The 19919-nt window shown below is 68.3% G+C and carries 19 protein-coding genes; 8 read left to right on the top strand and 11 right to left on the bottom strand.

The features are described from left to right. Positions 1–35: 35 nt before the first annotated feature. Positions 36–410 carry a winged helix-turn-helix transcriptional regulator gene (locus IFU11_RS00005; protein WP_192017848.1) on the bottom strand — a complete coding sequence of 125 codons (375 nt, stop codon included), beginning with the start codon at positions 408–410 and terminating at the stop codon, positions 36–38. 117 nt (positions 411–527) lie between these two features. On the opposite strand from IFU11_RS00005, the gene IFU11_RS00010 reads away from it, so the two are divergent. Further along, entirely contained in the window at positions 528–893 is a 366-nt protein-coding gene (locus tag IFU11_RS00010) for a DoxX family protein (RefSeq protein WP_192017849.1), read from the top strand. 34 nt (positions 894–927) lie between these two features. Here IFU11_RS00010 and IFU11_RS00015 read toward each other — a convergent pair whose 3' ends face one another. Then, positions 928–1890 carry a zinc-dependent alcohol dehydrogenase family protein gene (locus IFU11_RS00015; RefSeq protein ID WP_192017850.1) on the bottom strand — a complete coding sequence of 321 codons (963 nt, stop codon included), beginning with the start codon at positions 1888–1890 and terminating at the stop codon, positions 928–930. Positions 1891–1976: 86 nt separating this feature from the next. On the opposite strand from IFU11_RS00015, the gene IFU11_RS00020 reads away from it, so the two are divergent. Continuing rightward, complete coding sequence (locus tag IFU11_RS00020) at positions 1977–2606, top strand: TetR/AcrR family transcriptional regulator (protein WP_192017851.1); 630 nt, start codon at positions 1977–1979, stop codon at positions 2604–2606. A 15-nt stretch (positions 2607–2621) separates the two neighbouring features. Here IFU11_RS00020 and IFU11_RS00025 read toward each other — a convergent pair whose 3' ends face one another. Continuing rightward, positions 2622–3020, bottom strand: coding sequence for a VOC family protein (locus IFU11_RS00025; protein WP_192017852.1), 399 nt, complete (start codon positions 3018–3020; stop codon positions 2622–2624). A 96-nt stretch (positions 3021–3116) separates the two neighbouring features. On the opposite strand from IFU11_RS00025, the gene IFU11_RS00030 reads away from it, so the two are divergent. Continuing rightward, positions 3117–4109: a helix-turn-helix transcriptional regulator gene (locus IFU11_RS00030; protein WP_192017853.1), complete on the top strand. Its 993-nt coding sequence runs from the start codon at positions 3117–3119 to the stop codon at positions 4107–4109. Positions 4110–4223: 114 nt separating this feature from the next. Here IFU11_RS00030 and IFU11_RS00035 read toward each other — a convergent pair whose 3' ends face one another. From IFU11_RS00035 to IFU11_RS00060, 6 genes are all read right to left on the bottom strand, one after another. Beyond that, the gene (locus IFU11_RS00035; RefSeq protein ID WP_192017854.1) at positions 4224–5144 is read right to left on the bottom strand and encodes an SDR family oxidoreductase; all 921 of its coding nucleotides are present in this window, start codon (positions 5142–5144) and stop codon (positions 4224–4226) included. A 447-nt stretch (positions 5145–5591) separates the two neighbouring features. Beyond that, complete coding sequence (locus tag IFU11_RS00040) at positions 5592–6479, bottom strand: hypothetical protein (protein ID WP_192017855.1); 888 nt, start codon at positions 6477–6479, stop codon at positions 5592–5594. A gap of 296 nt (positions 6480–6775) precedes the next feature. Beyond that, on the bottom strand, positions 6776–6904 hold the full coding sequence (locus IFU11_RS20480) for a hypothetical protein (protein WP_256430707.1): 129 nt from the start codon (positions 6902–6904) through the stop codon (positions 6776–6778). A gap of 1983 nt (positions 6905–8887) precedes the next feature. Beyond that, positions 8888–9214: a YciI family protein gene (locus IFU11_RS00050; RefSeq protein ID WP_192017857.1), complete on the bottom strand. Its 327-nt coding sequence runs from the start codon at positions 9212–9214 to the stop codon at positions 8888–8890. Positions 9215–9258: 44 nt separating this feature from the next. Continuing rightward, positions 9259–10671 carry a flavin monoamine oxidase family protein gene (locus IFU11_RS00055; protein ID WP_192017858.1) on the bottom strand — a complete coding sequence of 471 codons (1413 nt, stop codon included), beginning with the start codon at positions 10669–10671 and terminating at the stop codon, positions 9259–9261. After that, a complete protein-coding gene (locus IFU11_RS00060; protein WP_192017859.1) occupies positions 10668–11294 on the bottom strand; it encodes a dihydrofolate reductase family protein in 627 nt (208 codons plus the stop codon). The genes IFU11_RS00055 and IFU11_RS00060 overlap by 4 nt, the downstream gene beginning before the upstream one ends. Positions 11295–11479: 185 nt before the next feature. On the opposite strand from IFU11_RS00060, the gene IFU11_RS00065 reads away from it, so the two are divergent. Continuing rightward, on the top strand, positions 11480–11965 hold the full coding sequence (locus IFU11_RS00065; RefSeq protein WP_192017860.1) for a glutathione peroxidase: 486 nt from the start codon (positions 11480–11482) through the stop codon (positions 11963–11965). Positions 11966–11986: 21 nt separating this feature from the next. On the opposite strand, the gene IFU11_RS00070 is transcribed toward IFU11_RS00065, so the two are convergent. Next, on the bottom strand, positions 11987–12859 hold the full coding sequence (locus IFU11_RS00070; RefSeq protein WP_192017861.1) for an oxidoreductase: 873 nt from the start codon (positions 12857–12859) through the stop codon (positions 11987–11989). A gap of 199 nt (positions 12860–13058) precedes the next feature. Between IFU11_RS00070 and IFU11_RS00075 the strand changes: the two genes are divergently transcribed. The 3 genes from IFU11_RS00075 (at position 13059) to solA (ending at position 16606) form a co-directional block, all read left to right on the top strand. Continuing rightward, positions 13059–13550: a PadR family transcriptional regulator gene (locus IFU11_RS00075; protein WP_124769454.1), complete on the top strand. Its 492-nt coding sequence runs from the start codon at positions 13059–13061 to the stop codon at positions 13548–13550. A gap of 61 nt (positions 13551–13611) precedes the next feature. After that, positions 13612–15315: an ABC1 kinase family protein gene (locus tag IFU11_RS00080; RefSeq protein WP_192017862.1), complete on the top strand. Its 1704-nt coding sequence runs from the start codon at positions 13612–13614 to the stop codon at positions 15313–15315. A 130-nt stretch (positions 15316–15445) separates the two neighbouring features. Next, positions 15446–16606: an N-methyl-L-tryptophan oxidase gene (solA, locus tag IFU11_RS00085; RefSeq protein WP_192017863.1), complete on the top strand. Its 1161-nt coding sequence runs from the start codon at positions 15446–15448 to the stop codon at positions 16604–16606. A gap of 30 nt (positions 16607–16636) precedes the next feature. Here solA and IFU11_RS00090 read toward each other — a convergent pair whose 3' ends face one another. Beyond that, positions 16637–18442 carry a GAF domain-containing protein gene (locus IFU11_RS00090; RefSeq protein ID WP_199862084.1) on the bottom strand — a complete coding sequence of 602 codons (1806 nt, stop codon included), beginning with the start codon at positions 18440–18442 and terminating at the stop codon, positions 16637–16639. A gap of 202 nt (positions 18443–18644) precedes the next feature. Between IFU11_RS00090 and IFU11_RS00095 the strand changes: the two genes are divergently transcribed. Beyond that, a complete protein-coding gene (locus IFU11_RS00095) occupies positions 18645–19919 on the top strand; it encodes a hydroxymethylglutaryl-CoA reductase, degradative (protein ID WP_192017864.1) in 1275 nt (424 codons plus the stop codon).

Consider the following 19919-nt stretch of genomic DNA (forward strand, 5'->3'; position numbering starts at 1 on the left):
CGACTTTTTCGTTGGCCCGCAGCGCGGGCAGGTGGTCAGGACCGCTCGTCGTATGCCGTTCGACTCGCTTCGATCACGGGGACGTGCTCTCCGGCCCACTCGGCGAGTGCCACAGCATGGGGGATGAGCGATTGCGCGAGGTCCGTCAGCTCGTACTCGACCCGCGGCGGCACTTCGGCGAAGGTGGTGCGGGTGACGAGTCCGTCGCGCTCCAGGTTCCTGAGGGTGAGGGTGAGCATGCGTCGGGAGATGCCCGGGATGCGCTGCTCGAGCTCGGTGAACCGGAATGGCCCGTCATGGAGTGTCGCGATGAGGAGGAGCGCCCACTTGTCGGCGATGCGGTCCAGGAGTGAGCGGATGGCCTTGCCCTGGTCGCCCCGGACGGAACACAGCTTCTGGTAGCGGAACACGGCACCCCTCGCGGCTCGGTCACACGCGTGTGCCTTTTGTACGCCGGTCCGATCCGGTCCACACTTGCGTCGGTTACCCATCGTAACCATCAACGCACACGCACTCGGAGGTTGCACATGGTCATCGCCTATTGGATCGTCGCAGGACTGCTCGCGGTCCTGTACCTGTACTCGGGCGGCATGAAGCTCGTCCGCTCGGCAGAGCAACTCCGCCCGATGATGGCGTGGGTCGACGGCATGCCGCTCTCGGTGGTTCGAGTGATCGGGCTGCTCGAGGTGCTGGGCGTGATCGGCCTCATCCTGCCCCCGCTCGTGGGCGTCCTCACCTGGTTGAGCGTCGCTGCGGCGGTCGGACTGGTCCTCGTGCAGATCGGTGGCATCACCCTGCACCTGCGTCGCGGCGAGATCCGGGTACTCGGGCTGAATGTCGCCCTGCTGGTGCTCGCCGCCGTCGAGATCTGGCTGGCGACGATCTGGCTGTAGCGGTGGCGGATCGGTGCCTGCCTCGTCAGCCGACTCAGGGGACGAGCACGACGCGCCCGAACACGTCCCCGGCGTCCATGAGACGGTGCGCCTCGGCTGCGTCGCTCAGCGGCAGGGTGTCGTGGACCACCGGTGAGAGCGTGCCTCGGACGGCGTCGTCGAACACCTCGGCTCGCACCCGCGCGAGTTCCGCGCGCGGCACGGTGTCGAGGCTCAGGGTCCCGAAGGTGATCGATCGGCGGAAGCCGGCCAGGAGAGCCGTGCCGAAGTCGGCGGGCGGGAACCCGCCCACCACGCCCACGGCGATCAGGCGGCCGTTCGGCGAGAGCCGCTCGATGAACCGGGGGAGATCGGGACCGCCGACGATGTCGAGGATGACGTCGAACTCCGCCGGGGCGTCCGCATCGCCCGCGCCGGAGCGGTCGAGCACGTGGGTTGCACCGAACGCCCGCAGACGTTCCCCGCGTTCGGAGGACGAGGTGGTGACGGCGATGACGCCGGCGCCGGCACGAGCGGCCAGCTCGACGCCGGCCAGGCCGATACTCCCGGCGGCCCCGCGCACGAGGACGGATTCGCCCTCGGTCAGGCGAGCGCGTTCGAGCGCGAAGTGCGCAACCGGGAACGCGCTGCCCAGCGTCACCGCCTGGACGGACGTCAGGTCGGACGGCAGTTCGACGATCTCGTCGGCTCGCGCGATCACGTACTCGGCGTACGCGCCCGAGGTCCCCGTGAACGCCCAGACCCGTCGACCGACCCATGCGGGGTCGACGTCGGGCCCGGTCGCGGTGATGACGCCGGCGGCCTCACTCCCGGGGATCATCCCCGAGTCCCGGGCGGCTTCGGCGATCCCGCCCCGGCGGATCACGACGTCGACCCCGCCGACGCCTGCGGCCTCCGTTCGAACGAGGACCTCACCGGCCCCGGGCGTGGGGACGGGCAGGTCCGTCACCTCCATCCCGCTCGGGTCGCCGAAGGTCCGGATGATCACTGCGCGCATGGGTGCACTCCGTTTCGCGGCGGGGGATCTGACCCGCCTCCCGAAACGTAACGGACGCACCCGTCCACTTGAGTAATGTGAGACACATGTCCGCGACACTGCCTCAGAACCTGCGTTCCGACGCCCAGGAGAACCGTGACCGCGTCCTCGCGGCAGCCCGCGAACTGTTCGGGACCGACGGTCTCCACGTGACGATGCGAGAGATCGCCCGCCGAGCCGGTGTCGGGCCGGCGACCCTGTACCGACGGTTCCCGACCAAAGCCGATCTCGTCAGAGCCGCATTCGTGAACGAGCTCGACGACTGCCGCTCGATCGTGGTCGACGCCCTCGCGGACGTCGACCCCTGGCGTGGATTCCGCGGCATCATCGAGGAGGTCCTAGTCCTCAACGCTCGGAACCAGGGGTTCACGGACGCGTTCCTCGCCGCCTACCCCGATGCCGTCGACTTCCGGACCCAGCGTGAACAGGCCATGCGTGCGATCACCGCCGTCGCTCGTCGTGCCATCGACGTCGGCGCGCTGCGCGCGGACTTCGTCCTCGACGACTTCCTCGTGGTCCTGCTCGCGGCTCGCGGACTCTCGAGTACGGCGGAGACGGAGCGCGTCCGAGCTGCGCGACGCTATGCCGCACTCGTGATCGACGGACTGCGTGCGTCCCACCGGCACGAAGCGCTCCCGCCAGCACCGCGACTCATGTCGAGCGTCATCCCGGCGTAGCCGGCAGGTGCAGGTTCACGATCCGACGCGTTCACCGGCGTCGGTGGTGATCGGGGTGAAGACGTTCACGAGGTTGCCGTCGGGGTCGCGGAACAGCAGCGACCGGTTGCCCCACGGCATGTTCGTCGGCTCGTTCACGAACGTCTCCATGACGCCCTGCAGCCTCGTGTAGACCGCGTCGACGTCATCGACGAGCAGATCGAGGATGACGGATCGGTTGGCTCGCGGCGCGGCGGCGTTCTCGCCCAGCAGTGGGATGGTCGCTGAACTGGCGATGGCGAGCGTGCCGGTGTCGGTGCGCACCTCGGCGAACAATGGGTGCAAGCGTGCCACGGTCGCACCGGTGACCCGTTCGTAGAACGCGACCAGGGTGTCGACGTCGTCGGTGATGATCCGGGTGGCTGCGAGTTGCATGCGTGTCTCCTTGACGGGTGGGGCTCCCCGCGGGTGCGGCGGCGGTGACGACGATAGAGCGAATACCGGACATATTTCGCCCGGTATTCTCATGAGATGGGACATGCCAGCTCGCCGACTGCTCGAGCGCTGCAGCTGCTCGAGTTGCTGCAGTCGGCGGAGATCCGCAGCGTGCCAGAGCTCGCCGAACGGTTGGGCGTTGATGAACGGACCGTGCGCCGCTCCGTGCAGCGTCTCGTGGACATGGATGTCCCGATCGAGTCGGTGCGCGGCCGCTACGGCGGGTACCGCCTCGCCGTCGGCCGCCGGGTGTCGCCGGTCATGCTCACCGACGAGGAAGCGGCCGCCGTCTTCCTCGGCTTGAGCGAAGCCCAATCGACCTCGGACTCCCCGGACGTCGCAGCGCAGATCGCCCTCGCGAAGATCCGGCGTTCCCTCCCGGCCGCATCCGTGGACCGCCTCGAGGCGGTCCTGCAGGCCGCAGCACGGAGACCGACGCGCCACGACGTGCCCGACGCGGGAGTCCTGCTCACCGTGTCGGACGCGATCCGAGCGAGACGCCCCGTGGAATTGCGCTACCGCGACGCGGAGGACACGCCCTCGCGTCGCACGGTGCATCCGTTCGACCTGCTCGTCCACGCCGGTCGTTGGTACCTGGACGCGTTCGACGTCGAGCGAGCGGAGGAGCGCACCTTCCGGGTCGACCGCATCCGATCGGCGCGGACGTTGCCCGGCGTCGTCTCGGGCCCGATTGTTCGAGCGGAGCGCCCTCCACTCTTCGATCGCTTCGCGGGGGCGGACTACCGATGGCACGTCCGGTTGCGCATCCAGGCGAGCGTCCCGCAGATCCGGGCCTACTTCCCGGAGAGCGTGGCCGTCGTGGAGCCGATCGAGGACGCACCTGCCTGGCATCGGGTCTCGATCCGAGCCAAACGCCTCGACTGGCTTCCAGCGGTGATCGCCGGGCTGGGGGATCATGCGGTGATCGTCGACGAGCCTGAAGACCTCAGAGCACTCCTCCACGCGACAGCGACGCGGATGCTCCGCATCGCGCGCGGCGTGGACGGGGCACCGTCCATCCCTGAGTAGGGCGCGAGCCTCCGGATCACCTCGGTGCCGGCCGCCGGTGGGCGGTGGTGGCAGCCATCGTCACGAGTTCCGGCAGGCGTCCTCGTACCATCGACCGGTCGACGGTCGTGCGCGTCACCGTCCGATGAGCCGCTCGGATTCGTCCCAGAGCCGACGCGCGTCGTCCAGGTTCCGCATTGGCGGCCACAGTGCCGGGAGGAGCGCGGGTCGGCCACCCATCGTGCGGACCGGGCCGTAGAACTCGTCGCCTCGCGCGGTCGGTGCCGTCGCGGCCAGGAGCGCGGGCTGAGAGGCACTCGACACCGTGCCTGCGACGCCGAGGCGTGAGAGCAGGCGGACCACACGACGGGCTCCGGTGTCGCGCTGCCGGCCCATGCCCGGCTGGGCGGCCAACAGGTTGGTGGGGGAGACGCCAGGGTGCGACAGGTTGCTGGAGACACCCCAGCCGCCGGCGCTGCTGCGGGCGTCGAGTTCGCGGGCGAACAGCGCGACGGCGATCTTGGACTGCTGATAGGCCCGCATCCCGTCGTACCCGTTCTTCCAGTCGAGGTCGTCCCAGTTGATCGAGCCGCTCCGGGCGGCGATGCTCGTCTGGTGCGTGACGCGCGCTCCACCGGCCTTGAGCAGCGGCAGCAGACCGAGGGTCAGCGCGAAGTGGCCGAGGTGGTTGACGCCGAACTGCAGCTCGAAGCCGTCCCGCGTCTCCTGCCGTTCGGGCGGCGTCATCACGCCGGCGTTGTTGATGAGCAGGTCGATCGGGCGGCCCTCGGCGGTGAGCTGCTCGACGAGCGCTGCGACGGAATCCAGGGAGGCGAGGTCCAGACTGCGGACCGACACCGTCGCGCCCGGCACCGCCGCACGGATGCCGTCGGCGACGTGCGCGCCCTTCGTGGTCGAGCGAACGGGCAGGACGACCTCGGCACCCGCCCGGGCGAGGTCGGTTGCGATGACCCGTCCGAGGCCGTCGCTCGCTCCGGTGACGACGGCGAGCGACCCGGTCAGGTCGGGGATGGTGAACGCAGGTGTTCGCGGCATGGTCGGTCCTTCGTCTGGGAGGTGGCACAGCGTGGTGTGTGGGACCCAGACTGCGGTCTCGTCCATGCCGGATGCCAGGGCTGGCTCATCCACTGATCGCCAGTCCGTGGATACCTCTGCCGCGCCGCGTCAACAGCTCAACTGCAGTCGTCCTCGTGAGGGGTAGATCGTCAGGCCATGGCCGTCTGCCCGCACGATAGAAAGGGACTCGACCGACTCGCTGAGCTTGCCCTTTCGGCGGCAGGGTTCGTGGATTCCGGGTTGCTGCTTTCTGATGTTCCAGCGCCCCTAACTGGAAGGTGCGGTGAAGGTCTGCTTGTCGCAGCACAAGCCAGCCTGAAAACGTGGTCTCGCGCGGAACGCTGCGCGACTCCCATTCCGGGATGAGACGGGCGAACGCGGTTCGACCGTACGGAGGAGATCGCTCTGCTCGCCGAACGGTCGAACTCAGTGGCCGAGGCGCTCGCCAAGTCGATCGTGCAAGACACTGAGCTCAACGCGCGCCTTGTCGGCGACCTCAGCGAAGGGAAGCGAGTAAGCAAGTTCCACCAGTGTCTGCCTGGGGCGCTGAGGGTCAATCGCCGCAGGTGGGTAACCGTGGTGCGGCGTGTAGTGGACGAGGTCGTTTCGAAGCCTGCGGGCCGGGTCTCCGTCGACGAGGTCGTTCGGCGGGGCGCAGTCTGGGAGGAGACGCCTAACTGTCTTGGTCGCGTGAAAGAGAGCTACGTGCTGCAGTTTGAAGATCGTTCCTTCGTCATCCTCTACAGAAGGCGTCAGGAATGTGAGGAACCCAAGCGTGTTCCACACAAGGTGGAGGTAGCCGGACTCCGAGAGATTCAGACCTGACTTTCCGTAGTACTGCGTGCTGCGAACATCGCGGCTTCGGAAGGGTCTCATGTTATCGAGGAACGAAGGGGCAGCCGCGAGTTCATTGGTAAGACTGGCGGCCTGTCCCGTCATCGTTGCCGCCATTCTGCGCACGACTGGGCCCTTTTCAAGAGCGTCTGTTCCGAGCATTACGCCCACCAAGTGGGTGTTCAGAACAACTGTGTTGCCGTGAAGGTAAAGACCAAGGTCCGCCTCGAAGCGTCGCGCCCACGCGTGCGGGGTGTTCCCGAGGAACGTGTCTGCATGGGTGTAAGTGAGGTCGCTAAACCTTCCAATGGCGCCATCCTGGCCACTCTTGCTCGCGTCGAACCACTTCGATGCGTTGCGGACGGTCCGAACGAGATCGAGCTCGTCCGCGGGTAGTTCTGCGGCGACGTCGCGGGCGTGTTGCGACAGCCACTTGCGAGTCTCGTGGGTAATGATCCCAAACGAGGGGATAAGCGCCATCGAAGCGATGGATCTATTGCTCGCGGAGCACTGCTGTAGAGCTCGAGCAGTACGGACTATGAAGCGAGCGTCCTCGAGGATTGATGCAATCGCAACCGCAGAGTGCGCTTTGTTGAATCCTGCATTCATCTCGAACTCATCTTACGCGGTGAGCCGCGTCCCATCGGCGCACCTGCGGCGCGTTTAGGTGACCGTCCAGGGCTTCATCAGGTGCGGAGCGTGGCCTTACGGGTACATCCGCAGAGCTCACGCGGCGTCGGTCGCGAGCTTGATCTCGTCGGAGAAGCGGAGACAATTCAGGATCTGCGGGGGCGCAGTTCGATGCTCGGATGTGAGATCACGTGCTCGTCGTCGCTCGCCCATCTGGTGTTGATCGCTTCGGCGACCACGGTGAACTTGCGGACCGTGAGACCGTCAACAGTCACGAAGGCGTGCGTGGCCGCTGGAATGGCCCCGATGACAGTTCGGCGGTGTGAGGGGTGAACATCCTGTCGATCGCAAAGGGACGTAGACGATCTCGGACATACAGACAGGCGGCACCCGTGCCATCGAGCCTCGAGCGACAGAAGGTCACCCGGTCAATAGTGGTCATACCAGAGGAAGAGCACGCTCGGAGCCCCCGCCCCGAGCGAACGCCTATCGTGACGCGTGCGCCCATATATCACCTACCTGCGCTCAAGTATTCGGCTTCCGCTCCGCCACGAGGATGATGACAAGGAGAAACACACCGATCGGCCCGAGGTTTAGCAGAAACTATATCCTGGCCGATCTGTCGCGGGTGCGGGCGTAGCCGCCGGCAGGATGGCGACGGCGAGCCGTTGTACGAAAGCTAGACAGTAGACGTATCCAGTCTGCATGTCACGGGGTGGGGCAATCGGCGACCGCTTGGCGTGTGCAGGTCACCCTCGGTCGAATTCGTCAAGCCACCATAGGCGCACCGACATGCTAATCCAAGATAGGCGAAAGTTCTTTTCAAGAGAGGCAACGCCGCAATTCTGTCCGATTCTATCGAAAGAGGTGTGGCTTGAACGATAGTATTGCTGGATGTCTCAATCGGGAGTTGAAGTAGATCGTGTTCAGTGGGGTGTGGGGAATGGAGGTTTCCATACCGAGGATCTCCGTAACGTTGATGCTCGGGGAGCAGAGTTTCGACCGTTTGCCCGAGTTGTCTACGACTGCGGAACTATGCGAGCTGGATGGCTCATGGAACGGGAGATTGAGGCTTGGTCCGTCGCATCAGGTGGGTTCTCCACGAGGGGTGACTCCCTCCATGTGCTCGTGGTCAGCCACTTTGACCGAGACCATGTGAACGGGTTAGTTCGTCTGAACGATTCGGGATTCGCGCCGCGCAAGGTCATCATGCCATTTCTGAATCCTGCTGAACGAGTAATGCAGTTGCTTCGCAATGTTGCGGCACCGCAGAGGCAAGCGCGCAGCAACCGGGATCGCGAGGACGACACGTTCGCGGATCAGGTCGCAATTGATCCCGAGGGAGTGATAGGAAGACTGTGGCCTGAGGCTGAGGTCGTTCTCGTGGGGCCCGACGAGGAATCCGCTGACAATCGGAGTGAGCAGGGCGACGGCGCGACTGTTGTCGAGCTTGATCCGGATCTCGCGGCCTCTTTCGATGCGAACAGCGGAGTTCGAGTGTCGCGGTCATCATCGAGTGCTACGCCAGCAGAGGTGATCTGGGCATATCAATGGCGAGTGCACCGGGCGCTACCCGCTGGGTCTGTTTTACCTGCGTCCTTGGCCCAGGGGCTCATGAAATTGTTGGGTCTTAGTCCGCGCGAAGTTGTGTCGCCGGAAGACGTCTGGCGAGCGATCTCAGCGAAGAATCGGTGGCGCGATGTCGCCGACCTGTACCGAAAGTTGCTTACCCATAGAGACTTGAATCCATATTCACTCGTGCTCTGGTCGGGGCCCGGCCCAAATGTGCGCCGGGTTACTACAAGTCGAGGTGTGACGCTGCGTGGTCTTTATCCGCTAGGCGACGGCGCCCTACGACCGTGGTTTCGGTCGGGAGGGTGGCTGGGGACCGGTGATGCGATGCTGCGGTCGTCTGTCGATGTGGACAAGCTCATCAGCTACTTCGGTCGTACTCTCGACGAAGTAGACGTGATGAACGCCCCGCATCACGGGTCACGCCACAACTCGAGTACGGAGCTCTACAAGCGCGTGCCCGATCGCTCGAGCGTTATTCTCGCGCCTGCTGACGGGAGAAATGGATTCAACCACCCGCACGCTGCCATGGTCGACGCGGCGCTAACCGAGGGATGCGCGGTCATTCGGGTTGGTGATAGTGAACATCAGCGATTCGCATGGAGCGTGACGGTGCGAGCCTGACGCGCCGTGCTCGGCGCGGTCAACGACTGCTGAAAAATCTGGCGAAGCTAGGACGTAGCGGGCTAGCCGCCGTTCGGGAACGGGCGCAGCTCCAGGCGGCCGTTGCGGGCCATCGGGTGGCGGGCCGCGATGTCGATCGCCTCGTCGAGGTCGGCGCACTCGAGGATGTCGAAGCCCCAGAGGGTGTCGGTCGCTCCCGGAATCGGGCCGTTGGTGACCAGGCGCTCGCCGGCGCGGACACGGACGCCGCGCGCCTCGCTCGGGTCGAGCACGTCGCCGAGGAGCCGCCGACCCGTCGTGTCGAGCTCCTGGACCCAGTGGTCGACGTCGGAGTCGTCGGTCGGTTCGTTGGGCACCGGGTCCGTGAGGACGAACATCATGAATCGCATACGTTTCCTCTCTCTTGACGCTCGCGAGAGCGCACTCGTGGTGATTATCGGACCGGGTTGACGACCGGTACTGCGCTCTCGTGGCGCCAGAGGGTGTCGATCGGGATCGACTGACCGAGGATGCGCTCCGCCGCCCGGTGGCCGGAGTGGAATGCCGCCGTCACCGTCGCGGGGTCATCGGTCCAGGTCGCCTCGCCCGCGAGGTGCAGGACGCCACCGACCGGGGTCGCGAGAGCGTCGTGGTCGTCCGTCGTCGAGCCGACGGTCATGTAGGCATAGGACCCGCGGGAGAACGGGTCGTCCTGCCACCGGGTGACGTGCACCTCCGACGGCTCCTCGACGCGGTCGCCGTACAGGCGCCGCAGCTGCTCGAGGTTCGACTCCACGACGCGCGACTCGTCCCAGTCCCGGATCTCCACGGCCGTCGGGCCGGCGGCGAACGTGAGCAGCGTCGGCGATCCGTGCGCCGTCGTGAGGTCGTACCAGGAGTGCCAGCGACGGCTCTCCTGCCCCTGTTGACGAATCGCGTAGACGTCGTCGTCCCAGAACCGTCGCTCGAACCGCAGGAACACCTTCTCGAACGCGTTCATCCGCAATCGGGAGAGCGCCCCGGCGACGGGCTCCGGCAGCGGGGGATCGATCGTGAACTCCTCCGACTGCAGCACCCCGACCGGCACCGTCACCACCACCGAGCCCGCGCGCAGCACCACCTCGCCCATCGGTCCCTGCGCGGTGACCTCGACGCCGTCTGCAGACCACCGCACATTCGTCACCACGTGCTCCAGGCGCACGTCGAGCCCCTCGGTCAGTCGCCGGGGGAGCACGTCGTACCCGTCGGGGAACACGACTTCGTCACCGTCGATCGCGTCGTCGTCGAGCCCGTGGGCCGCGAGGTCCTCGATCCACGCGCCGTACTGCTCCTCCGAACGATGCTCCAGGTACTCGCGGACCCGCTGCACCCGCTCGGCGTCCCAGTCCTGCAGCGCGAGCGCTGCCTCGGTCACGTCACGGTAGGACGCGTCCGGCGCGGACTCGGCGACGACACCGAGCAGTGTCGCGTCGAGGGCGTGGACATCCTCGGCGAAGCCGCGAGCCTCGGCGTCCGACAGGCGCTCGCCGTCGGGTCCGTAGTACGCGATCGGCCGGCTGTCCGGCTGGTAGCCACCGACGGTGAACTCGACCGTCCGCATCCCGAACGCGTCGGCCGCCGCGGCGACCGCACTGTCATTCACCCCGTGCACCCACGATGCGCCGAGATCGGTCACCTGACCGTCGCGACGCTCGGTCGACACCCGCCCGCCGACCCGGTCACGGGCCTCGACGACGACCACCGTTCGTCCGGCGGCCGCGAGGAGCCGTGCGGCGACGAGCCCGGCGACGCCGGCACCGACGACGACCGTGTCGAAGCGGGTATCCGTTTCGGGCGACTTCGTCGACGCCTCGTCCGACGCGCTCATCGCGGGTCGCCCATGTCGCCGGTGGCCGGCGTGCCATCGATCCGTTCATAGCGAAGGTGGACGGTCCCTGCGGGGGAGGTGGTCGCCGGGCCGAGCAGGCGCAGCGAGGACGGTACTGTGCCATCCGCGAAGACGCGTTTCCCGGTGCCGAGCGTGATCGGGTACACCCAGAGGTTCAGTTGGTCGAAGAGTGCGTCGGCGAGCAGGGTCTGCACGAGGTCGAGGCTGCCGATGACGTGGATCTGCGAGTGACGCTCGCGCAGTGATCGAACGGCCTCCGGGAGGTTCGATCCGAGCTGCGTCGAGTTCGCCCACCCCAGCTCCCGCGGCTCGCGTGACGCGACGTACTTCGGCAGTCGGTTGAAGAGCCTGGCGATGCCGTCGTCCTGGCCGCCCTCCTGGTGCGGCCAGTATCCGGCGAAGATGTCGTAGGTCCGGCGACCGAGCAGGAGGGCGTCCATGCCCACCATGCCGGCGTCGATCTGCTCACCGTCGACCTCGTCGATGAGCGGCGCCTGCCAGCCACCGAACGCGAACCCGTCACTGGGGTCCTCCTCCGGCCCACCGGGCGCCTGAGCGACGCCGTCGAGGGTCATGAAGAGGTCGATGTGGATGCGTCCCATGTCCTGCTCCGATCTGCTGCACTCACGATCCACCGGCCGGCAGGCGGTGTCAACGGCTGTCGGCTGAGAACGCACTGACGAAAGGGCATCGGCCGTGTCCTGGGCGAGTAGCGTTCGGAGTGGATCCGCTTGCGCACACCAGTGCACGGGCAGGACGTCGTTCGACAGATGAGAGGCATCACACCATGACCGATCTGGACACCATCCCCGTCACCACCCTCGACGGCCGGGACACGACCCTCGCGGAGTGGGACGGGAAGGCCAAGCTCGTGGTCAACGTCGCGAGCCGCTGCGGCCTCGCGCCGCAGTACGAGAAGCTCGAGGCACTCCAGAAGGAGTACGCCGACCGCGGCTTCACGGTGATCGGGTTCCCGAGCAACCAGTTCCTGCAGGAGCTCGGCGACAACGAGAAGATCGCCGAATACTGCTCGGCCACCTGGGGCGTCACCTTCCCGATGATGGACAAGGTGAAGGTCAACGGCCGGAACCGGCACCCGCTCTACCAGGAGCTCGTGAAGACCGCCGATGCCAATGGCAAGGCGGGCAACGTCAAGTGGAACTTCGAGAAGTTCCTCATCGCGCCCGACGGCACCGTGCACCGCTTCCGTCCGACGACCGAGCCGGACGCCCCCGAGATCATCGCCGCGATCGAGGAGAGCCTTCCCGCGTGACGCCGGGACGGCCGGGCACGCTCACCGGTAGGTGACTCCGGTGAGCGCCTCGGCCGTCCTCCAGAGCTCGGCGGCGACGTGCTCGTCGCGGGCCGCCGAGGTCCGGTCGACGGGCTTCGGGGCACCGCGCATCTCACCGAAGCCGCTCGGACCGTAGTAGCCGCCGGGCTCGACATCGGGCGACGTCGCCGCGTACAGCGTCGGAAGCGCACCCATCTCAGCGCTCTGACCGAGGAGCCGGGTTCCCCACGCGAGGAGCGGACCCTGCGCGGACTCGGTGTGGGACTGGAGCTCGGTCGACGCGAAGCCGGGGTGTGCGGCCACGGACAGCACCGAGGAACCCTCCGCCGTGAGGCGTCGCTGCAGTTCGGCCGAGAACATGAGGTCGGCGAGCTTCGACTGGCCGTAGGCGGACCAGCGCCGATACGTCCGGTTGCGCCAATTGAGATCGGCCAGGTCGATCTTGCCGGCGCGGTGTGCAGCACTCGACAGCGTCACGACCCGCGTGGTGATGCGGTCGATCAGGAGGCCGGTGAGCGCGAAGGGCCCGAGGAAGTTCGTGCCGATCTGCATCTCGAAGCCGTCGGCCGTGCGTCGTTCGGGAACCGCCATGACGCCGGCGTTGTTCACCAGCACGTCGACCCGCTCGACGCCGTCGGCGAATCGGCGGACGGACGCGAGGTCGGCGAGATCCAGCTGCCGCACTTCGACGTCGCCGGTCATCGTCGCCGCGGCCCGCGCGCCCTTGTCCGTGTCGCGGCAGGCGAGGATCACGGCGGCACCGTGGGCGGCGAGCTCGCGGGCCGTGACCGCGCCGATCCCGCTGTTCGCGCCGGTCACGATCGCGACGCGGCCGTGCTGATCGGGGATGTCTGCTGCGGTCCAGGGGCTCATGAGGGCGACGTTACGCCATCACGATCTTCCGATTACACATATCGTTCACAGCTTCACCGATATATCGTTGAGCATCGTTCACGTACGACGAAGGAGAGCAATCATGGGTGGATTCCCAAGCGGTGGCGCAGGATTCGGTGGCGCCGGGTTCGGTAACGGCGGAGGCTTCGGCAACGGAGCCGGCTTCGGTACCGACGGCATGTGGCAGATGATGGAGCAGCTGCGTTCGAAGTTCGAGAAGAGCGCCGGCTCGCGCGTCGGCCGCGGCGACGTCCGCTCCGCCGTGCTGGCCCTCCTGGCCGAGCAGCCGATGCACGGCTACCAGATCATCCGCGAGATCGAGGAGCGCAGCGGCGGCTCGTGGAAGCCCAGCGCAGGCTCGGTCTACCCGACGCTGCAGCTGCTGTCCGACGAGGGCATCATCACGGCCGAGGAGTCGGGCGGCCGCAAGACCTACGCACTGACCGAGGCCGGTCGCGACGAGGTCGCCGAGTCTGGCGCATCCGCTCCGTGGCAGAACGCCGAGTCGTCCGAGCACCCCGGCTTCACCGCTCTGCCGAAGGCCGGCGTCGAGCTGGCCCAGGCCGCAGCCCAGGTCGGCCGCACCGGAACGCCCGAGCAGGTCCAGCAGGCCGTCACCATCCTCGACGAAGCTCGCAAGCGCCTCTACGCGATCCTCGCCCAGGACTGACCGAGTGTCGTCGACCGGCGGGACGCCCAGCGACTCGGCGTCCCGTTTCGGCGAGCTCCCCATGAGCGGGCGGGCCGGCGTTCCTGCCGGTCCGCCCGCTCACGGGCGCGCCCGGTACCGTCGCATCCTCCGCTTCGCGAGCTGGCACCTGGCCGCCGCCTGGTGGTTCGAGATCGTCCTGCCGCGGTTCGGGCTCATCAAGCTGACGGAGCGGACCCGCACGCGCCGCATGCAGAAGTTCGCACGACGGTTCCACGTGCTCGCCGTCGACCTCGGCGGCCTCATGATCAAGGTCGGCCAGTTCATGTCGTCGCGCCTCGACGTGCTCCCGCCGGAGATCACGAAGGAGCTCGAAGGCCTGCAGGACGAAGTCCCGCCCGTCGCCTTCCCACGCATCCGCGCGCTCGCCGAGTCGGAACTCCGTGTGCCGCTCTCGCAGGTCTTCGCCGGCATCGACGAACGCCCCGTCGCAGCGGCCTCGCTCGGCCAGGCGCACCGCGCCCTGCTCGCTCCGGCGCTCGCCGCGGACACGGGGCTCGACGCCGTCGTGCTCAAGGTCCAGCGGCCGGGCATCGACGAGATCGTCACCGTCGACCTCGCCGCCCTGCGCAAGGTGGGCGGCTGGTTGCGCCGCGTCCGGCTCGTGTCCGACCGCGTCGACATGCCTGCGCTCGTCGAGGAGTTCGCCGCGACGAGCCTCGAGGAGATCGACTACCTCCATGAGGCTGCGAGTTCCGAGCGGTTCGCCGCCGACTTCGCGGGCGACGACCGCGTCTCCGTACCCGCGGTGGTGTGGGAGCGCACGACCCAGCGCGTCCTGACGCTCGAAGACGTCACCGCCATCAAGATCACCGACGCGGACGCCCTGCGCGCCGCCGGCATCGATCCGGTCGACGTGGCACCCGTGTTCGCCGCCGTCATGTTCGACCAGCTCTTCACCAACGGGTTCTTCCACGCCGACCCGCACCCCGGCAACATCTTCGTGACGCCCGTCGAGGCTGCCCCGGGCGAGCGACCCTGGAAGTTGACCTTCATCGACTTCGGGATGATGGGCGAGGTCCCGCCGACCACGAGGCGCGGCCTCCGGAAGCTGCTCATCGCCGCCGCATCGCGCGACGGCAAGGGCCTGGTCGACGCGATCCGCGACCTCGGCGTCCTCCTGCCCTCTGCCGACACGACCGAGCTCGAACGGGCCATGACCGCGCTGTTCGGGCGCTTCGGCGGCATGGGGTTCGCGGAACTGCGCGACGTCGACCCGAAGGAGTTCCGCGACTTCGGCAACCAGTTCAGCGAGGTCATCCGGACGCTGCCGTTCCAGCTCCCCGAGAACTTCCTGCTCATCATCCGCGCGATCTCGCTCACCTCCGGTGTCTGCAGCGCACTCGACCCCGAGTTCAACCTCTGGGACTCCGTCGAGCCCTACGCCGCGCAGCTGCTCCGTGACGAACGCGGCAACGTCGTCCAGGACCTCGGTCGCGAGGCACTCGACATCGCCACGGTCGCCGTCCGCCTGCCGAAGCGTCTCGACGCGGTCATCACGCGGGTCGAAGCCGGCACCGTCGCGACCACCAACCCGAGACTGGAACAGCGGATCGCGCGGCTCGACCGCACGACGGGCCGGGTCGTCTCGGCCGTGCTGTTCGCCGCGCTGCTCGTCGCGGGTGCCGTCCTCCGGGCCGACGACGCGGTGCTCGGCACCGTCTTCATGGTGGTCTCCGTCGTGCCACTCCTCCATGCACTGTTCTCGGGGCGCCGCGGGCGCTGACCCCGGCGAGGGGTCGTCGCCACGGCACACTCCTGACGCGAAAACCTGGATCAACGGTCCATAGGCCGGTCCCCGGCGCTCCAGCACACTTGCCTGAATCAATCGGGCAAGCACGAGGGAGCACCACCGGATGGAATCGTTCGACGTCGCGGTTGTCGGCATGGGAGCTCTCGGCAGTGCCGCCGCCTACCACCTCGCCCGCCGGGGCGCGAAGGTCGTCGCCTTCGAGCAGTTCGAACTCGGGCACGTCCGCGGTGCCTCGCACGACACCTCGCGGATCGTCCGGACGTCGTACGGCGCTCCGCAGTACGTGCGACTCGCGCAGTCGGCGTACCGCGACTGGGCTGACCTCGAGCAGGAGTCTGGCGAGCGGTTGCTCACCATCACCGGTGGGGTCATCTTCCTGCCCGTCGACGGGCCCTACTCGGCCACCGACTTCACCGCGGCCCTGGAGGAGTGCGGGGTCCCGCACGAGCTGCTGACGCCGGCCGAGGTGCAGGCGCGGTGGCCGCAGTTCCGGATCCCCGAGAACGTGGAGACGGTCTACACCGCCGACACCGGCATCGCCCACGCGGCGCGCACCGTCGCGACGCTGCAGCTCCGTGCTCGAGCACTCGGGGCGGACATCCGCGACCGCACCCGCGTCGACGCGCTGACCCCCGACGGCGACGGGGTCGTGGTGCAGACCTCCAGCGGCCCGGTGCGCGCCGGCAAGGTCGTCCTCGCCGCCGATGCCTGGGCCAACGAGCTGCTCGAACCCCTCGGCGCGGCGATCCCGCTCGACGTCATGCAGGAGCAGGTCACCTACTTCCGCCCGGCCGACGCCGAGCAGCTCGATCGTGAGCGGTTCCCGGTGTGGATCTGGGAGGACGAGGAGTGCTACTACGGCTTCCCGACCTTCGGGGAACCGACCGTGAAGGCCGCACGCGACGTCTCGGAGAATCGCATGTCGCCGGCGGAGCGCACCTTCGTCCCGTCGCCGGACCTCACCGGGCAGCTGGCCGGCTTCATGGCAGACCTCGTGCCGGCGTCGGGCCCCGAGCTCCGCACGGTGACCTGCCAGTACGCGCTCACCCCTGACCGGAACTTCGTCCTCGGCCCGCTCGAGGAGCACCCGGACGTCATCGTCGCCCTCGCCGCCGGTCACGGCTTCAAGTTCACGCCCGCGTTCGGACGCATCCTCGCGGAACTCGCGCTCGACGGGGAGACGAGCGACGACATCGCGAGCTTCGCCCCGTCCCACGCTCGCAGCGCCGACCGCGTCTCACCGATGCCGACCTCCGCGAGCTGATCCGGAGCGGGCCGGTCCGAGGGCTGCCGGTTACCGTCCGGCCTGCAACTGCTCGCGGAGCTCGTCGAGGCGGACGGCGATGCCGAGCCGGAACATGCGCTCGTCCTCGCGCCAGGAGGCGCCGAGGACCTGGTCGAGCCGATCGAGCCGCTGCAGGATCGTGTTCGTGTGGAAGTTCAGGGCGCGCGCCGTGCGGGTGGGGCTCGCGTTGTTCCGCACGAACGCACGCAGCGTCCCGAGCAGGTCGGCGTTCCGCTCGGCGTCGTAGCGCCGGACGAGTCCGATGGTGTCGCGCAGGAAGTCCGCGAGCGCCCGCGCATCGGTGTCGAAGATCGCCGAGTAGGGCAGGAAGTCGTCGGTCGATGCGGTGAGGTCCGAGAGTTCCAGTGCGGCGATGAGTCTGGCGGTGCGCATCGCGCTGGTGAACGCGGAGGTGAGGGCGTCGGGAGCGGTGCGGGGCACGACGGCGACGACGGGCTGCTGGATGCTGCCGGCGACGTGTCGGCGGACGGCGTCGGCGTCGAGCGGCCGACGGCCGGAGGAGTGTGCGGCGACGACGTACCCGCGGTACTCGCCGACGAGCGCATGGTCGTCGAGTCGGCGGCTGAGCGCTCGGGCGGCGGTGGTCTGTTGGTCTCCCGGGACGGCGAGGAGGAGCAGGGAGTCGAGTTCGTGCAGGTCGATGCCGAGGCGCCTGGCGCGTCGTTCGACGTCGGATCGGCGTTCGGGCACGTCGTCGAGGAGGTCGGCGATGAGCTCGCTGCGGACGCGGTGGTCGGCGCCCGAGGCCGCCTCCTGCTGGAGTTCGAGAAGTGCCGCGACCTGCGCCGCGCGTTCGACGGTGCGGAGGTCCACGGCGCCGAGCTCGAAGTCGCCGTCGCCGAGGATGAGGGCGCCGAAATGCCGGCTGCCGGCAGACAGGGCGGCGACCGCTCCGACACCGCCGCTCGCGACCAGGACGCAGTGACCCGAGCGACGGCTGTCGGTGATGGCTGCGCGGGTGACGTCGTCGAGGTCGAGCATGCCGGGGGCGAGCGGGAGACCGGCTGCCGCGATCACTCGGTCCTGCGCGTCGGTGACGGCGACCGCACGGCCGAGTGCGGTGGCGAGCGTCTCCGCGACGGGTGCGAATCCGCCCCCGGCGAGGACCGCCTGGACGAGTTCCTGGTGGACGGTGTTCGCCCGGTCGCGTTCGACGAGGTGGGCGGTGAGATCCGCGAGGTTCCGTCGGCTGGCGTCCTCGGAGTCCTGCAGGTCGCGGAGGGTCTGCGTCGTCTGGAGGATCACCGAGGCGTGGTCCGCGAGCGCCGCCAGGAGCGCGACCTCGTCGGGGGAGAAGTCCTTCCGGTCGCGGTTGCCGACGAAGAGGACGCCGAGGACGTCATCGCTCGTGAGCATCGGCACGCCGAGCAGGGAGACGAGCCCCTCCGCTGCGACCGCGTCGTCGATGCCGCGCTCGTGTCGATCGGTCGAGTAGTCGGAGTAGTCCGCGACCCACTGGGCCGTGCGCGATTCGACGACGACGCTCGCGAGCCCGCGCCCGGGAGGGACGCGGAGCGTCTGGAACGACGGACTGACGGAGCCACTCGTCTCGCGGACCCGCAACTCGTGGGTGACCGGGTCGAACTCGGACAGGTAAGCCAGATCGACGCCCATCATCTGGTGGGCGCGCTGGACGAGTCTGGCGAGCACGGCGTCGCTGTCGCGGAGCTCGGCCAGTTCGCGGGCGCTCGAGAACAGGGCTGAGAGCTCGTGCTCGCGGCGTCGCAGCCGGATCAGCTCCCGCTCGGTGTCGTGGACGGGTTCGGCGTCGACGAGGTCGGTGGCCGTTCGCACGTCGGCAGGCTCTCGCATCGGGTCTCCTGACTGGTCCCTCAGGAGTCTAAAGCGACGGCCGGTCCAGCGGGGTGTGGGATCCACCCACACGATCGCCGATCCGCTGAGTCATCCACCCATCGTCGTCGACGATCACCGCTCCTAGGGTCGTCTTGACCGCAGCACCGAGGATCCGGTGTCTGCCTGTACCGAAGGGCGACCCATGCCGAGAAACAGCCGAATCCAGGGGCTGCGCGACCACACGCCGGACGAGCGGCTCGACCTCGTCGCCGAGGGGGCCGGGATCGCGGCGGAGGCGCTCGCCGCACTGCGACCCGACACCGGCCTGTCGATCGCCCAGGCGGACCACCTCGTGGAGAACGTCGTCGGCGTCATCGCCGTCCCGGTGGGCGTCGCGACGAACTTCACCATCGACGGCGAGGACCGACTCGTCCCCATGGCGACCGAGGAGCCGAGCGTCGTCGCCGCGGCCTCCAACGCCGCCCGCATCGCGCGCGTGCACGGCGGGTTCCGGACGTCGTCGTCGGGCGACGTCATGATCGCGCAGATCCAGATCCTCGACGCGGTCGACCCGCACGCCGCGCGGCTCCGTGTCCTCGAGGCCAGAGACGAACTGCTCGCCCTCGCGAACGAGCTCGACCCGATCCTCGTCTCCTTCGGCGGTGGCGCCCGGGACATCGACGTCCGGATCCTGCCGACGCGCGTGGGGACGCAGGTCATCGTCCACCTCCACGTCGACGTCCGCGACGCCATGGGTGCGAACGCCGTGAACACGATGGCCGAGGCGATCGCGCCCCGCATCGCCGAGATCGCCGGATCACGGACCCTCCTGCGGATCCTCACGAACAAGGCCGATCAGCGCATCACCCGTGCCAGGGCGGTGTTCGACGCCGACCTCCTCGGTGGTGCGCAGGTCGTCGCCGACATCGTCGCCGCGAGCGCGTTCGCCGAGGCAGATCCGTATCGGGCGGCCACGCACAACAAGGGCATCATGAACGGCATCACGGCCGTCGTCCTCGCCACGGGCAACGACACCCGGGCGGTCGAGGCCGGCTGCCACTCCCACGCGGCGCGGTCCGGTCGCTATGCGGCGCTGTCGCAGTTCGAGCAGGACGCCGACGGGAACCTCGTCGGCACGATCGAGGTCCCACTGGCCGTCGGACTCGTCGGTGGAGCGACGAAGGCACACCCGACGGCGCAGGCGGGCGTGACCCTCCTCGGCGTCGAGACGGCCCGGGAACTCGCGGCCGTCATCGCCTCGGTGGGCCTCGCCCAGAACCTGGCCGCGTGTCGGGCGCTCGCCGCCGAGGGCATCCAGCGCGGCCACATGACCCTGCACGCCCGGACGATCGCGGCGAGCGCCGGCGCGACCGTGGACGAGATCGGGGCGGTCGCGGCGAGGATCGTCGCCGACCGTCGGATCCGGGTCGAGTACGCGCGCGAGGTGCTCGACGAGCTCCGGGCGACGTCGGCATGA

The sequence above is a fragment of the Plantibacter sp. CFBP 8804 genome (assembly GCF_014841225.1).
GTDB classification, from domain to species: domain Bacteria; phylum Actinomycetota; class Actinomycetes; order Actinomycetales; family Microbacteriaceae; genus Plantibacter; species Plantibacter auratus.